The following is a 14,280-nucleotide window of genomic DNA, read 5'->3' on the forward strand; positions in this document are numbered from 1 at the left end:
TCTCCGGCCGATTACTTCTGGTGTCGGCTCTCGCGCACGGCGACGTTCTCCGTCTCGGCGAACTCGCCGGCCACCGTCGCCGTGTCCTGGGCGAGTTCCTCGACGGAGGTCGCGAGCTGCGCGGTGAACGCGCGGGCGGCCTCGGCTGCCGGCACGTAGTTCGCGTCGTACGACTCTTTGAAGTCGCCGTCGCCCGCCGCGCTCGGATAACGGGATGCCAGCTGCTCGACGGTCGCGGACAGACCCCGCACCCGGCTGTGGAGGGCGCTGATCCGTCGCGCGCTCTGACGCATCCGGTCGGGGTCGGCGGCGAAGCGGTCATCGCTCATGGCGACCGCCCTGCAGCTGGTCGACCATGGTCTGCATCATGGCCGTCATCTCATCCGCGGTCGGCAGTCCCGCCGCGGGATCGAGGCCGTCCGGTCCGCCCTCGGCGAGAAGAAGCCGACCGCGCTCCTGAACCTCGCGCTGCGCCTGCGCGACGACGGCGACGATCTTGGCGCACAGTTCTTTCGGTGCGAGCTCGCGCCACGACTGGCCGGTCATCCGCAGATCGGTGAGCACACCTCGCGCATCCACCGTGGCGCTCAGCACACGGTCCTTCGACGTCGCGGTCGCCGTCAGCGCGTCGATGTCGGCGGCGCGGGCGGCGAGATCGGCGTGCGTCTGGCGCACTTCCGTCATCATCTGCTCGATGTCGTCTCCGGTGAACTGCATCATGATCCCTTCTGCTGCGCCACCGCAGCCTCTTCGGACGCGCCGGACTCGGCGCGCCTGCCCGCGACGGGCGCGCGTCCGGCAGCCACACCGGCCGGGACGTGCGCCGGTTGCACCGGCTCGCGCTCCTCGCCGAGGCCGACGACCCCGTTGCCGTCCACGTTGGTCGTGCCCCAGACGGACTCGTCTTCGGCGAGCCAGGTGTTGCGTTCCCGGTCGCGGTCCCGCGACGCCTGCGCCTGCGGCGACATGGGCATCATCGGCATCCCTCCGCCGCCCATCCCTCCGCCGCCGGCCGCGCCGCCGTTGACGGCTCCGTTACCGCCCGCACCGCCGCCCGCGGCGAAGTCGTCCTGACCGCGGACGCCGTCGGTCGCGCCCCAGGTGTCTCCGCCGGCGCCGCCGCCGGGGGCGCCGAAGGACGCGGCGTCGCCCGCTCCGCCGCCTGAGCCGGCGATGCCCGAGCCGGCGTCCCCGAGCATGCCGGCCCCGCCGACGCCTCCGCCGGGCGAGTATCCGCCACCGCCGACGTTCGGGAGGTCGCTCGCGCCACCGCTGCCCCCGAAGCCCGCACCGCCGCCCGCGGCGAAATCGCCCGCGTCCGCGCCGACACCGGGGGTGAGATCCACTCCTCGTCCGGGCGACCAGTCGAAGCCGGCGCCGCCGTCCTGCCCGATACCGGCACCGCCACCGGCCGCCCAGTCGTCCCCGGCGCCACCGCCACCGGGAAGCCAGTCGGAGCCCGCACCGGCACCAGCGCCCGAGCCCGCACCGCCCGTCGACCAGTCAGAACCCACGCCGGCACCGACACCGACGCCATCACCGAAACCGGCACCGCCACCGCCCGTCGACCAGTCCGAGCCGGAACCACCCGCACCCGCACCGCCCGTCGACCAGTCTGAGCCGGAACCACCCGCACCCGCACCGCCCGACGACCAATCAGAACCCGCACCGACACCACCGCCGAAGCCGGCACCGCCACCGCCGGTCGACCAGTCCGCCCCGGAGCCGGCCGCACCGCCCGAACCCGCGCCGACGTCGTCCCCGAACCCGGCTCCCCCGGTCGACCAGTCCGCGCCGACACCGCCCGACGCCCCGTCGGAGCCGACACCGGCACCGGCAGAACCCGCACCGGCAGCGCCGCCCACGCCCGAGCCGCTGCCGCCCGACGCCCAGTCGGAGCCGAGACCGTCCGCGCCGCCGGAACCCGCACCGACGTCGTTGCCGAACCCGGCGCCGCCCGTCGACCAATCGGAGTCCGTGCTGCCGGCGCCCGTGCCGACGCCACTTCCGAGACCCGCACCGCCGGCGGTCGCTCCGGGGGCCGTCCAGCCGGCACCGCCGCCGGCGCCCGCGCCCGAAGACCCGAGATCGGGAAGGGCGGCTCCCGGCGCCGACGTCGATCCGTTCACACCGGCGCCGCCTCCGGACTCGGTGGGGGCCGTGAGCCCGGCGAAGTCCGCCGCCGGTTCGTCGAGGTCGGGCATGGCCACGTCGTCCGGAATCAGCGAAGCCCCGTCGTCGTAGGCACCGTCGCTCGTCCCGGGTCGTCGGCCGGCTGATCCGCTGTTGGTCCCGCGCGCGCCGCCGAAGCCACCCCCGCCGCCCCCGGGTGTGCCCACGACACCCACGCCACCGATGCCCTGACCACTCCCGACATCGCCGGTGGACCACGAGCCGGTCCCCGCGCCGCCGCCTGCGCCTTCTGCGCCGAACCCGCCCACGCCGCCGGATCCGGACCCGCCGAAGGCACCGGCGCCGCCCGGACCCGTACCGTCGCCGACTGCGCCGAAGCCGCCATCGCCATCGACACCGGCTCCGCCCGCCGAGCCCGCGCCCCCACCGCCGACTCCCGCTGCCGCACCGCCGCCGGCACCACCGGGACCGGAACCGAAGACCCCGTCGCCGTTGCCCGAGGCACCCGCGCCGCCACCCGGACCGGAACCGAAGACCCCGTCGCCATTACCCGAGGCACCCGCGCCGCCACCCGGACCGTCGCCGAACACACCGTCGCCATTACCCGAGGCACCCGCGCCGCCACCCGGACCGTCGCCGAACACACCGTCGCCGTTACCCGAGGCACCCGCGCCGCCACCCGGACCATCGCCGAACACACCGTCGCCGTTACCCGAGGCACCGCCACCGCCCCCGCCCGAGCCGTCCCCGCCTACTCCGTTCCCTCCCGGGTAGAGAAGAGACGGGTCCTCCGGCATCGCGGTCGGATCCTGCATCTGCTTGAGAGCCCGCAACGACGATCGCATGGCCGTCTCGAGGGTCTGCTGTGCCGCGTAGACCTCGGCCGCGGCCGTCGCGAGGACGTCGCGCACGGACTGCGAGATCGCGCGGTTGATGGGGCCGTACGTCGACGGGCTCCGTAGATCTCCACCGACGCCGGTGAACCCCGGCGGGGCGAGCTGTGCGCGGTCGCCCCAGGTGTAGGCGGCGAAGACGCCCTTGGCATGTTCGACCGACATGCCGTTGCGTCCCTTCGCCCCGGCGCGCCAGGCGCGGTCGGCTTCCTCGATGTACCGGACGATGTCCTCCATCACCGCCGACTTGGCCTGCGCCGCACGATTGGCGATGGCCTCCTGGTGTTGGTTCCACGTGTTCTGCACGGATGTCTCGAAGGTGCGTACCGCCTCGGCCACGGTCCGCAGGTTGGCCCCGACGCCGCCGTCATCGGTGAGCTGGCGGTGCAGGGAGGCGAGTGATTTCTGCTGTGCGGTGAGCTGCGCCAGCAGGGCCGTCGCCGCCGAGCCGCGGATGGACGAGTCCTCTGCACCGAGCGCCGTCGCGCGCGCGGAGATCTCCTCGGCGTTCTGCCCGATCACCGACGTGAACGTCTCGAACAGGGCGGCCGCCGTATCGGATCGCCGGGCGCTGAGCCCCGGGCCGTTGTCACTGGCCACTTTGGCGACGTTGTTCCTCAGCGCCTGGAAGGCGTCGGCGAAACGGACGCCGGAGTCCGGGTTGTTGATGAGCTCGTACGTGCGGACGTTGTCCTCGTAATGGAAGTATCCGTACCGCATGTCCGCCGACCAGTCGTCACGGCCCGCTCCGCCGGGCGTCCCGCCGATCCATCCGTTCTCGGCGGCCTGCAGCTCGTCGAGCACCGTCGCCAGTCCACTGTCCTCCACACCCGCGACAAGCGCGAGGAGCGCCTCCAACCCCATGTCCCCCGTCGCGGTGGACCCGCTCGTCGAACCCCCTGCGCCCGTCGCTCCGTGGTCGCCTGAGCCCGTGGTGGTCTCGTCCTCGGCCATGTCGTCTCCTCGTTCGCAGGGGGTTCTCGGGGTGGGTTCTCGGTCAGGCCTGGGCCTGCACCGCGCTCAGATCGTCGGTCTCCTCGAAGAGCTGCTCCGCCTTGTCCAGCTGGTCGCGGAACTCGGGCAACGTCTTCTCGGTGAAGGTGTCCGTGAACGAACGCACCTGACCGGCGAGCGCCGAGACGGTGTTGCCGACCTGCGCGGCAGCCTCCCATCGCGCCTCGACGGGTTGGGCACGCAGATCCGAGCTGATGGCGTAACCGTCCGTGCCGTACAGCGCGTCGTCCGTGGTGGTCTCGACGTCCTGGACCAGCGCCTTGACCTGCTTGTACTGTTCGCGATCGAAGGCGACGCGGGTGCCGTCATCTGCCACGATTTCTCCTCTCGTCGGGGTCACGGGGTACCCGCCGACGGCGGGTACCCCGTCGTGCTCAGTTGAAGACGGCCGCGCCGCGCACGTCGCCGTCGAAGAACTCCTCGCGAACGCGGATGGCGGCGTTCTTGATGTTGAGGCCCGCCTGCTGGACCTCCTCGTACTCGACGTTCCAGCGCTGCTGCAGCTCGCCCCACACGGGCAGCGAGCGGCCCCACTGGGCCTCGCCCATCGGGCGGATGGTGTCGTAGATGTTCTGCAGGATCTGCTCGACCTCCTGGCAGGAGCTGTTGAGCGACTGGTTGGCCACCTCGAACTGGACGAGGTCGACGTTGAAGGACATAGCGTTTTCCTTTCGGGGGGAAGGGGTGATCAGGCCGCGGCGCTGGACGTGGTGGAGTCGTCGGTGTTGGTGCGCTGCGTCAGCAGCGCCTGCACCTGGGTGTTCAGGACGTCGAGCTTGTTCTTGATGTCGCTGTACTCGCTCTGCCACTCGGTGAGCCGGCGCTGCAGCACGATGCCGGCCTCCGCCCGCGCCGCTGCGGCCATCGTCTGGGTGGCGTCCTCGACGCGACCGCGGGCGGCCTCCATCGCGGAGACCTGCTCCATCGTGCGGCTGATGATCTGCTGGAGGGTTCCTGCTTCGAAACCGGTGAGCTGTGCCATGACTTTCTCCTTATTCGGGGGTGATGAGGGGATGAGTTCGAACGAATGGGGACGTGGATACGAAACCTGCGGGCGCCTCCTCTCCTACGTCGCGATCGTGGGGCCTGTCGGCAGGAGCGCGAGCAGCGCTTCCGGCACGGCAGGAGATCGAGAGGCGTCGAGCCCGAGGGCGGATGCCGTGGCGGTGTCGGCGACGGGGTACTTGGTGCCGTCGTCCGAGACGAGGTACAGGCCGATTCCGCTGACGCCCGGCGCAGCCGCCGTGGCGGCGAGGAGCCCGGCGCCCGGGGCGACCTCGACGGCCCCGCCTGCCTCGACGAGCGCGGTGGTCTCGACGGACGCGATGGTCGTCCGTCCGTCCGCCCACACCGAGCACGGCGCCGCATCCGGCGCCATCGGCGTCGGGGGCGTGCGGGGCAGCTCGTCCTGCCACGACGCAGCATCCGCGATCCGCGCCGCGACGAGATCGCGCCGATCCAGAGCGCGCGGCGACGGCAGCCCAGAGGCCGGGGCCGCGGTGAGCAGCGCCGCGACCGTCTCGGTGATGGGCATCAGGCCGCTGGAGGTCACGACGTAGCGTGACCCGTCGCCCTCGGTATCCATCACCTGCCCGAGCGTGGTCCCTTGCCCGGCGATCTCCGGTCCGACCCCGCCGAGCGTCAGAGGCGACAGGTCGAGGTCGCGACCATCGGGGATGGTGTCCAACCACGCGGGCTCGACCGGGGTGGCCTGCGTCGGCTCGAAGCCGATCGCGCGCGCGGCCCAGGCCTCCTCGACGCGAGAGCGCACCCCGTCCCAGAGGAGCCACAGCTGGCCACCCGATGTCACGAGCGCTCCCTCACCGTCGCCCAGGGGCGTGGTCCGCGGCGCTCCGCCGATCGTCAGAGACGTCGTTCCGTCGGCAGCGCACGCGGTCCAGGTCGGCGCGGGCGACGAGGCGGACGGGAGTTCGTCGGGCAGACCCTCGACGCCCACCGCGCGGCCCCGGGGCACGGACGCGAGGTCCGCACTCGAGACGCGGACGACGGACGGCGGTCCCCCGACGAGAAGGGCGGCGGATGCCAGATTCATGACGGGGTGGAGCACGTCGTCGATGAGCACGTAGCGGCTACCGGTGGTCTCATCGACGAGGAGCGCGCCGCGCTGCTCGCGCCAGCTGTCGTTCGTCGTGAACAGGAACAGGTTGAGGACGACCACGACCACGATTGCGGCCGCCGCGACGGCGGCGCCGATCCCCATGCCGGTCGACGTGCGCCGCAGCGGACGATCGGGCGAGTCGGGGTCGGACCGCAGGACCGCCGCCGAGAGACGCCCGCGCAGGAACAGGTGCGCGTCGACGAGATCCCGTCTGCCGTACATGTCGTCTCTCCTTTCCTGCCGTCATCTCGACCACGGCCGAACGGCCGAGGATGGTTCACACGATGTCCGCGATCCAATCGAAGAGACCCGCCACGGCGAGCATCAGACCGGGCACGGCGATGGCGCAGCACCAGTGCAGGACGTCGCCGGCTCGCCCCCAGGTCGGTGCGAGACGCGTGCGCGGAAGCACCAGGGCCAGCACGCACGCGTGGCCGGCGACGACGATCAGCAGGAGGACCGAGAGGACCTGCCAGACCGGGTCGAGGACCGCGGCCTGCGCGACACCGAGCACCGCCGCCGGCAGAGCGGCGGCGACGAGCACCGCACCGCGTTGCAGCGTCGCGTGCAGCTCTCTCGCCTGCAGCGCGACCGCCACGCTTGCGGCGACCGTCAGGGCCACGCAGGTCCACTCGCGCACCAGCGCGAGGTCGATCAGCGCCGCACACAGCAGGGCGGCCCAAGCGGCCCACAGAGCGGTGGCCGTCTGGTGCGCGACCGTCGCGCGCCGCTGCACGTCGTCGGCTGGGACGGCGTCCAGGCCGGTCTGGAACTCTGCCGTCGACAGCGGCACGGAATCGACGGCCAGTCCGCCGATCCACGCGGCGAGCCCCGGGATGCCGCGCGCCAGACCGAGCGCGAGGACCACGAGGATCGCCGCCGCGGCGGCCAGGTCGAGACCGAGCACGAGCGGCAGAGACAGGGCGGAGACCGCCAACATGGCCGCGCCCGTCGAGGCCAACAGCACGGGACGGACGCCGCCGCGGGCGTAGGCCGCCGCACCCGCCGCGACCCCCCACAGGGCGGCTCCCGCCGCGAGGATCGCCGGCGCAGACGCCTCGGCGCCGGGGAACAGGGCGGCGGGCACCGTCGCGCCCGCAACGCCGGCTGCGGTCACGCCCACACCGGTCAGGACCGCCCCCATCGGGTCGTCCCACAGCCGCCCGACGAGGACTCCCGCGGCGAGCAGCACCAGGGCGAGCGCCCCCGCCATGATGGGGGCGATCGTGCCGGCGCCGCCGGCGATGACGACGGCCGCCGAAGAGGCGACCGCGGTCGCGGCCAGAGCCGATCGGCGCGTCGACCTGGACGACCAGTCGTCATCGCGCGCATCGAGCACCGACTGCACGCCGTCGACGACGTCGTCATACTGCGCCGGGGCGAGTGCGGCCGCGCGCGGGCGCAAGAACAGCACGTCGCCGTCGAGGAGCCCCGCGGATGCCGTACCCAGGTCTTCGTCGAGCGGCGCGTGGCCGAGGCGTTGCAGGACCCACCCCCCGTGGTCGAGGCCCCGTGTCGCGAGCGACGGGTCGAGATGGCCCACGATCGTCGGCAGCAACTCCGCGATCGGGATGTGCGACGGGACGGCGAGCTCGACGCGGGAGGTCGGTCCGACCACGCTGAGGCGGCACATGTCGCCGGTGCTCGCGGCGACGAAGGGCTCCTCGGCCCGCCGGTGATCCTCTGCCGTGCCGGGTGCTGTGCGCTGATCGAGCGTGGTCATGCACTGCACACGCACCGAGACGAAGCGAGGGTTCATCGTGGAGGCACGACGTCGGCGGCGTCGCGATGAACCCCGCGCGGGGGGACAGCCGTGGAAGGGGTGACGCACATGCAGCGAGGAGAGCCGACATGAGCACCATCCCCTTCCGCAGGCAGCAGAGAGAGAAGCCGCCCGAGCTGCCCTCGGGCGACATCGAACTGCAGGAGCCGCCGTCGCTGCCGGAGCTGCAGCCGAAGGACCCGCTGACGATGCTCATGATGGTGCCGATGATGCTCATCAGCGGGGTGATGATGCTCGTCTTCCTCGGCGAGCGCAATCCCGCCCTCGCCGTCGGACTCTTCCTGGGCATGCTGGCCCTGGCGGTACTCATGGTGCTGGTGCAGCTCACCCGGGCCGCGGCCGAACGCCGGACCACCGTGCGCGGCGATCGCCGGGACTTCCTCCGCTACCTCGGGCAGATGCGCGGAAAGGTCCGAGGTGCGGCCGCGCAGCAGCGCGCTTCCCTGATGTGGCGGCATCCCGACCCGGCGTCGTTGTCGAACATGGCGATGACCGCGCGGCTGTGGGAGCGCCGCGGCACTCACGGCGACTTCGGCGAGCTGCGCATCGGCACCGGGTCGCACAGCCTCAGCCAGCGCATCACGCCCCTCTCGACCAAGCCCATCGCCGATCTGGAGCCCCTTTCGGCGCGAGCGCTGCGGCGCTTCATCGCCGTGCACGGCTCGGTGCCCGACCTTCCCGTCTCCCTGTTCGTCCGTCGTCTCGCGAACATCCGGCTCACGGGCGACGCAGATGCCGCGCGGAGCATGGCCCGGGCGCTGGTTGCTCAAGCGGTGACGACGCACGCGCCGGATGAGCTGCGCGTCGCCGTCTGTGCGTCACCCGATCGCGCCGCCGATTGGGACTGGACGAAGTGGCTGCCGCACGCGCAGCACCCGAGCGGCCAGGACGGAGCGGGATCTGCGCGACTCTTCGCGACGGACGTCGCCGAGTTCATCGAGCTCATCGACGCCGACATGAACGGGCGTTCGCGTTTCGAGCCCGGCGCCTCTCCCACCGCCGAAGAGCCCTACCATCTCGTCGTCTTCGACGGCATCGCCCCCGCGCCCGGGTCGCGCATCACGTCGGGCGGATACCGCTGCACCACCGCGATCACCCTCGGCGTCGAGGTGGACGAGAACGACACGTCGGGTCTTCTGCTGGACGTGCGGACGGATGCCGTGCACATGCTGCGCCGCGATCGCACCGAGGGCGTGCAGCGCTCGCTGCTGTGCGTTCCGGATGCCATGAGTCTCGCCGCCGCGACGGCGCTCGCTCGTGTGATCGCTCCCTACCGTGCGGGCGGTCGCTCGGCGGATGCGAGCGAGCCGATGGTGTCGGACTTCGAGCTGCCGACGCTGCTCGGCATCGACGACGTCGACAAGTGGTCCCCCGCGAGCTCTCTGCGCGAGGGCCTCGATCGCACGCGCCTGCGCATCCCGCTGGGCGTCGACGAGCGCGGACACCCCGTGCATCTGGACATCAAAGAGGCCGCCCAGGGTGGCATGGGGCCGCACGGCCTTCTCATCGGGGCCACCGGCTCCGGCAAGAGCGAGCTGCTGCGCACGCTCGTGCTCGGCATGGCGATGACGCACTCGTCCGAGACCCTCAATTTCGTGCTCGTCGATTTCAAGGGGGGCGCGACGTTTCTGGGCCTCGACGAGCTGCCCCACGTCTCGGCGCTCATCACGAACCTCGCCGACGAGGCGACGCTCGTCACCCGCATGCAGGACGCCCTGGCGGGTGAGCTGAACCGGCGGCAGGAATATCTACGCGCGGCCGGCAACTACTCGTCGCTGCTCGAGCACGAGAAGGCGCGGCTCGCGGGAGCACCGCTCGAGGCCATGCCGACGCTGTTCGTCATCGTGGACGAGTTCAGTGAGCTGCTGGCATCCAATCCGGACTTCGCCGAGCTGTTCGTCATGATCGGACGGCTGGGGCGTTCCCTCGGTGTGCATCTCCTGCTGGCCAGCCAGCGCCTCGAGGACGGCCGCATGACGAAACTCGAGAGCCATCTGTCGTACCGCATCGGCCTGCGGACGTTCTCGGCGATGGAGAGCCGGAGCGTCATCGGCGTCCCCGACGCGCACCAACTGCCGAACGCACCCGGCAACGGGTACCTCCGCAGCGACGTCGCGACGCTCACGCGGTTCAAAGCCGCGTACGTCTCGGGCACCTACCGGCGGCGCACGCGCGAGGAGCGACAGGAAGAAGTGCGTCAGCAGGTCGTCGTCTTCCAGGCGTCGCGCGTCGCGCCCCCCGTGGTCGAGGACACGTCACTGCCCGTGCCGGAAGAAACGGCCGCCGGACCCGCCCCTACGGGTATCTCGCCCGGGGTCGACGACACGGTCATGTCGATGATCGTCGACCGCCTGGTCGGTTTCGGCCCCCCGGCTCACCAGGTCTGGTTGCCGCCGCTCGCCGCGCCGCCGACGCTCGATCAGCTCCTGCCGCCGCTGCTGGTCGACCCGGACCGCGGACTGCACGCCATCGGGTGGACCGGCTCCGGGCACCTCGGCGTGCCGATCGGCGTGGTCGACAAGCCCTACGAGCAGACGCGGGAGCTCTACGAGATCGACCTCGCCGGCGCGGGCGGCAACGTCGGCATCGCCGGAGGCCCCCAATCCGGCAAGACGACGTTGTTGCGCACCATGGTCAGCGCCCTCGCGCTCACGCACACCCCGGCCGAGGTGCAGTTCTACTGCATCGACTTCGGCGGCGGCGGCCTCTCGACGCTCGAAGGACTCCCCCACGTCGGCGGTGTCGCCACCCGCCGGCAGGCCGAGCAGGTCGCGCGCACGATCGCCGAGGTGCGCACCCTGCTCCGCGACCGCGAACAACTCTTCACCGACGCAGCTCTCGAGGGCATGGCCGAGTACCGCGCCAAGCGCGCCGCCGGAGAGCTCGCCGAGCAGCAGTTCGGCGACGTCTTCCTGGTCGTCGACGGCTGGGCGGCTCTGCGCGCCGAGTTCGAAGAGCACGACATGACGCTGCGGGAGATCGCGCGGCAGGGCCTGGCCTACGGCGTGCACGTCATGATCTCGACGAGCCGCTGGACCGACGTGCACAGCTCGTTGCGCGACCAGCTCGGAACGCGCGTGGAGCTGAAGCTGGGCGACCCGATCGACTCCGTCCATGGCATGCGCAAGGCGGCGACCGTGCCGCAGCTGCCGGGACGCGGCATCACCGTCGACGGCATGCACTTCCTCGCCGGTGTGCCGCGCATCGATGGCGACACCTCGGTGGAGGGGCTCGCCGCGGCATCCCGAGGTCTCGGCGAGGCCCTCGACGAGGCGTGGGACGGTCCCCTCGCCCCGCCGGTGCGCATGCTGCCCGCGGTGCTCGACGCCGCCGTGCTGCCCGCTCCGACGCTGCCCGGCCCGATCATCGCGCTCGGGCACGGCGAGCAAGACCTTCAGCCGGTGTGGCACGACTTCGCGCTGAAGCCGCACCTGAGCATCGTCGGCGACTCGGCGAGCGGCAAGACCGGGGCTCTTCGGCTCATCGCGCGCGGCGTCGTCGACGCGTATGCGCCCGACGACGTGCGGATGGTCGTCATCGACCCGCGCCGCGGCGTCGTCGAATCGGTCCCGGAGACGTACCAGTTCGCCACCGCCTTCTCGACCTCGGCCACCGAGCAGGTGGTCGCCAAGCTCGTCGCCGAACTGCGCGGCCGCGTACCGAGCGCCGACATCACACCGGCGCAGTTGCGTCGGCGGGACTGGTGGAGCGGCCCGGAGTTCTTCGTGCTCGTCGACGACTACGACCTGCTGCTGGGCGGGGGGATGTCGGGCCCACTCATGCCGCTGGTCGAGCTCATCCCGCAGGCGGGCGACATCGGACTGCACCTCGTCCTCGCCCGCGCGGGCGCGGGCTCGAGCAGAACGGCGATGGATGCCGTCATCCGACGCCTGCACGAGTCGAACACACCCGAGCTGACGCTCTCGATGCCCGCATCCGAGCCGATGACGTTCTCGCCGGGCCGGGGCAGGCCGCTGCCGGCCGGACGCGCGTCTCTTCTCACGCGACGCGGGGGAACCGGTCTGCAGATCGGCTGGACGGAGCCGCCGCAGTGAGCCTCGACCGCACGAAGCGCACGCGCCGACGCCTCACGGTCGTCGCCCTGGTGTCCCTCGCGGCGGGGCTGCCGGCTGTCGCGCTGCCGAGCCTTCCCGCGGCAGCCGCGGCGTCGTGCGCGGCTTCGGCCGGTTCGCCGGTCATCGAGGGCGCTTCGTGGGGGCAGAAGCGGATGGGCGCCGAGCACGCGTGGGCTCGCACGACGGGCGATGTCGTCGTGGCCGTGCTCGACACGGGGGTCAGCGCGGCGACGACATCGCTGCAGGGTCATGTGCTGCCGGGTGTCGACCTGGCGGGCGGTCCCGCCGACAGCGATTGCTACGGCCGCGGCACCTTCGTCGGCTCCCTCATCGCTGGGCAGGCCGTCGAGGGCACACAGTTCGTGGGACTCGCACCGGGGGCGACGATCCTTCCCGTCCGCATCACGGACGATCCCGACGACATCGCCCTGATCGACGCGCTGCCGACTCTCCTGGCACGGGGCATCACGGCAGCGGTCGACGGGGGCGCCCGAGTGATCGCCGTCCCGCTCACGGCGACGGCCAGCTCTCCCGAGCTGGAGCAGGCCGTGCGGGCGGCGGTCGCGGCCGATGTCCTCGTCGTCGCCGCGGCAGGCTCTCCGACGACGGACGCGGCGGCCTACCCGGCCCGCCTCGACGGTGTGCTGTCGGTCGCGCCGCTCGGCGAGGACGGTGGCGTCGAGGTGTCTCGGCTCGGTGCCGCGCCGGATATCGCGGCTCCCTCCGCCGGTCTCGTGGGCGCCGTGCCGGACGGCGCGGGGCACGTGGTCGGCGACGAGCCCGGCTTAGCCGTGGCCTACGCCGCCGGTGCAGCGGCCCTCGTCCGAGCCGACGACCCCACGCTCACCGTCGAAGCCGTCATCCAGCGCCTGATGGTCACGGCCGATGCGCCGACTCGACCGCTGCCGGAGGGAGCGAGCACCGATCCGTCGCTCGGTGCCGGCGTGGTCGACCCCGTCGCCGCGATCTCGCGTCTCGCCCCCGCGCAGATCGTTGCCGCGCGCGACGAACCGCTGACGCTGGAGGTTCCCCCGCCGGCCGACGAGCGGCCCGACGCTCTCGCGTTGGTGCTGGGCCTCGGCCTGCTGGGTGCGGCTGGCGCCGCCCTCGGGCCCCTCGTCGGGGTGGCGACCGTCCGTCGAGCTTCGCGAGGATCTTGACGCCTCCCTTCGAACGGCCTGTGTCCGGCCCCTCCCGTGCAGAAGGGCCCCCGCGTGTTCGCGGGGGCCCTTCTCAGGGATGGTGTCCAGGGGCACCGAAGGAACTCAGAAGTCCCAGTCGTCGTCCTCGGTCGCCTCGGCCTTGCCGATGACGTACGACGAGCCCGAGCCACTGAAGAAGTCGTGGTTCTCGTCGGCGTTCGGCGAGAGGGCCGAGAGGATCGCGGGGTTCACGTTCGTCACCGACGCGGGGAACATCGCCTCGTAGCCGAGGTTCATCAGGGCCTTGTTCGCGTTGTAGTGAAGGAACTTCTTCACGTCTTCGCTCAGTCCGACCGAGTCGTACAGGCTCTGCGTGTAGCCCACCTCGTTGTCGTAGAGCTCATACATCAACGAGAACGTGTAGTCCTTGATGTCGTCACGACGGGCCTGGTCGACCGTCTCGAGACCGCGCTGGAACTTGTAGCCGATGTAGTACCCGTGCACGGCCTCGTCACGGATGATGAGGCGGATGAGGTCGGCGGTGTTGGTGAGCTTGGCGCGGCTCGACCAGTGCATCGGCAGGTAGAACCCCGAGTAGAACAGGAACGACTCGAGCAGGGTCGAGGCGACCTTGCGCTTCAGCGGGTCATCGCCACGGTAGTAATCCATGACGATGCGCGCCTTCTTCTGAAGGAACTCGTTCTCGGTCGACCAGCGGAAGGCCTCGTCGATCTCCTTCGTCGAGCACAGTGTCGAGAAGATCGACGAGTAGCTCTTGGCATGCACCGACTCCATGAACGCGATGTTCGTGTACACGGCTTCCTCGTGCGGGGTGATCGCGTCGGGGATGAGCGAGACCGCGCCGACCGTGCCCTGGATCGTGTCGAGGAGCGTGAGCCCCGTGAACACGCGCATCGTGAGCGTCTGCTCCTCGGGGGTGAGCGTGTTCCACGACTGGATGTCGTTCGACAGCGGCACCTTCTCAGGCAGCCAGAAGTTGTTCACCAGACGGTTCCAGACCTCGAGGTCCTTGTCGTCCTGGATGCGGTTCCAGTTGATGGCCTGCACGTGGTTCAGCAACTGCAGCTTCTCAGCCATGTCGTTCCTGTGTCCTTGATCG

The 14,280-nt window shown here is 71.5% G+C and carries 11 protein-coding genes; 2 read left to right on the forward strand and 9 right to left on the reverse strand.

Going from position 1 to position 14,280, the window contains the following annotated elements; translation table 11 throughout:
* Nucleotides 1-11 precede the first annotated feature (11 nt).
* From DEU35_RS16820 to eccD, 8 genes are all read right to left on the reverse strand, one after another.
* Nucleotides 12-329, reverse strand: coding sequence for a hypothetical protein (locus tag DEU35_RS16820; RefSeq protein ID WP_146035501.1), 318 nt, complete (start codon nt 327-329; stop codon nt 12-14).
* Nucleotides 319-720 (reverse strand): YbaB/EbfC family nucleoid-associated protein, encoded by a 402-nt coding sequence (locus tag DEU35_RS06350; protein WP_116238980.1) that lies wholly within the window; start codon nt 718-720, stop codon nt 319-321. The genes DEU35_RS16820 and DEU35_RS06350 overlap by 11 nt, the downstream gene beginning before the upstream one ends.
* Nucleotides 717-3,980 (reverse strand): hypothetical protein, encoded by a 3,264-nt coding sequence (locus tag DEU35_RS17065; RefSeq protein WP_181904622.1) that lies wholly within the window; start codon nt 3,978-3,980, stop codon nt 717-719. The genes DEU35_RS06350 and DEU35_RS17065 overlap by 4 nt, the downstream gene beginning before the upstream one ends.
* 43 nt (nt 3,981-4,023) lie before the next feature.
* Complete coding sequence (locus DEU35_RS06355; RefSeq protein WP_103206315.1) at nt 4,024-4,356, reverse strand: hypothetical protein; 333 nt, start codon at nt 4,354-4,356, stop codon at nt 4,024-4,026.
* Nucleotides 4,357-4,414: 58 nt separating this feature from the next.
* Nucleotides 4,415-4,699 (reverse strand): hypothetical protein, encoded by a 285-nt coding sequence (locus DEU35_RS06360; protein ID WP_103206314.1) that lies wholly within the window; start codon nt 4,697-4,699, stop codon nt 4,415-4,417.
* Between the two features lie 29 nt (nt 4,700-4,728).
* On the reverse strand, nt 4,729-5,022 hold the full coding sequence (locus DEU35_RS06365) for a hypothetical protein (RefSeq protein ID WP_103206313.1): 294 nt from the start codon (nt 5,020-5,022) through the stop codon (nt 4,729-4,731).
* Between the two features lie 84 nt (nt 5,023-5,106).
* Nucleotides 5,107-6,381, reverse strand: coding sequence for a type VII secretion protein EccB (gene eccB, locus DEU35_RS06370; RefSeq protein WP_116238981.1), 1,275 nt, complete (start codon nt 6,379-6,381; stop codon nt 5,107-5,109).
* 55 nt (nt 6,382-6,436) lie between these two features.
* Nucleotides 6,437-7,882 (reverse strand): type VII secretion integral membrane protein EccD, encoded by a 1,446-nt coding sequence (eccD, locus tag DEU35_RS06375; protein ID WP_181904589.1) that lies wholly within the window; start codon nt 7,880-7,882, stop codon nt 6,437-6,439.
* Between the two features lie 128 nt (nt 7,883-8,010).
* Here eccD and eccCa point away from each other — a divergent pair, with 128 nt between their 5' ends.
* A complete protein-coding gene (gene eccCa, locus DEU35_RS06380; protein ID WP_116238983.1) occupies nt 8,011-11,997 on the forward strand; it encodes a type VII secretion protein EccCa in 3,987 nt (1,328 codons plus the stop codon).
* The gene (locus DEU35_RS06385; RefSeq protein ID WP_103206309.1) at nt 11,994-13,178 is read left to right on the forward strand and encodes a S8 family serine peptidase; all 1,185 of its coding nucleotides are present in this window, start codon (nt 11,994-11,996) and stop codon (nt 13,176-13,178) included. The genes eccCa and DEU35_RS06385 overlap by 4 nt, the downstream gene beginning before the upstream one ends.
* A gap of 105 nt (nt 13,179-13,283) precedes the next feature.
* Here the strand turns inward: DEU35_RS06385 and nrdF are convergent, their stop codons facing one another.
* Nucleotides 13,284-14,258 (reverse strand): class 1b ribonucleoside-diphosphate reductase subunit beta, encoded by a 975-nt coding sequence (gene nrdF / locus DEU35_RS06390; protein ID WP_074696716.1) that lies wholly within the window; start codon nt 14,256-14,258, stop codon nt 13,284-13,286.
* Nucleotides 14,259-14,280 lie beyond the last annotated feature (22 nt).

This window comes from Microbacterium sp. AG157, from assembly GCF_003385695.1.
Taxonomy (GTDB): Bacteria; Actinomycetota; Actinomycetes; order Actinomycetales; family Microbacteriaceae; genus Microbacterium; species Microbacterium testaceum.

What these genes read in the sequence shown, in the direction of transcription:
- DEU35_RS16820 (WP_146035501.1), bottom strand. Translation starts at nt 329, where the DNA reads ATGAGCGATGACCGCTTCGCCGCCGACCCCGACCGGATGCGTCAGAGC.
- DEU35_RS06350 (WP_116238980.1), bottom strand. Translation starts at nt 720, where the DNA reads ATGATGCAGTTCACCGGAGACGACATCGAGCAGATGATGACGGAAGTG.
- DEU35_RS17065 (WP_181904622.1), bottom strand. Translation starts at nt 3,980, where the DNA reads ATGGCCGAGGACGAGACCACCACGGGCTCAGGCGACCACGGAGCGACG.
- DEU35_RS06360 (WP_103206314.1), bottom strand. Translation starts at nt 4,699, where the DNA reads ATGTCCTTCAACGTCGACCTCGTCCAGTTCGAGGTGGCCAACCAGTCG.
- DEU35_RS06365 (WP_103206313.1), bottom strand. Translation starts at nt 5,022, where the DNA reads ATGGCACAGCTCACCGGTTTCGAAGCAGGAACCCTCCAGCAGATCATC.
- eccB (WP_116238981.1), bottom strand. Translation starts at nt 6,381, where the DNA reads ATGTACGGCAGACGGGATCTCGTCGACGCGCACCTGTTCCTGCGCGGG.
- eccD (WP_181904589.1), bottom strand. Translation starts at nt 7,882, where the DNA reads ATGACCACGCTCGATCAGCGCACAGCACCCGGCACGGCAGAGGATCAC.
- eccCa (WP_116238983.1), top strand. Translation starts at nt 8,011, where the DNA reads ATGAGCACCATCCCCTTCCGCAGGCAGCAGAGAGAGAAGCCGCCCGAG.
- nrdF (WP_074696716.1), bottom strand. Translation starts at nt 14,258, where the DNA reads ATGGCTGAGAAGCTGCAGTTGCTGAACCACGTGCAGGCCATCAACTGG.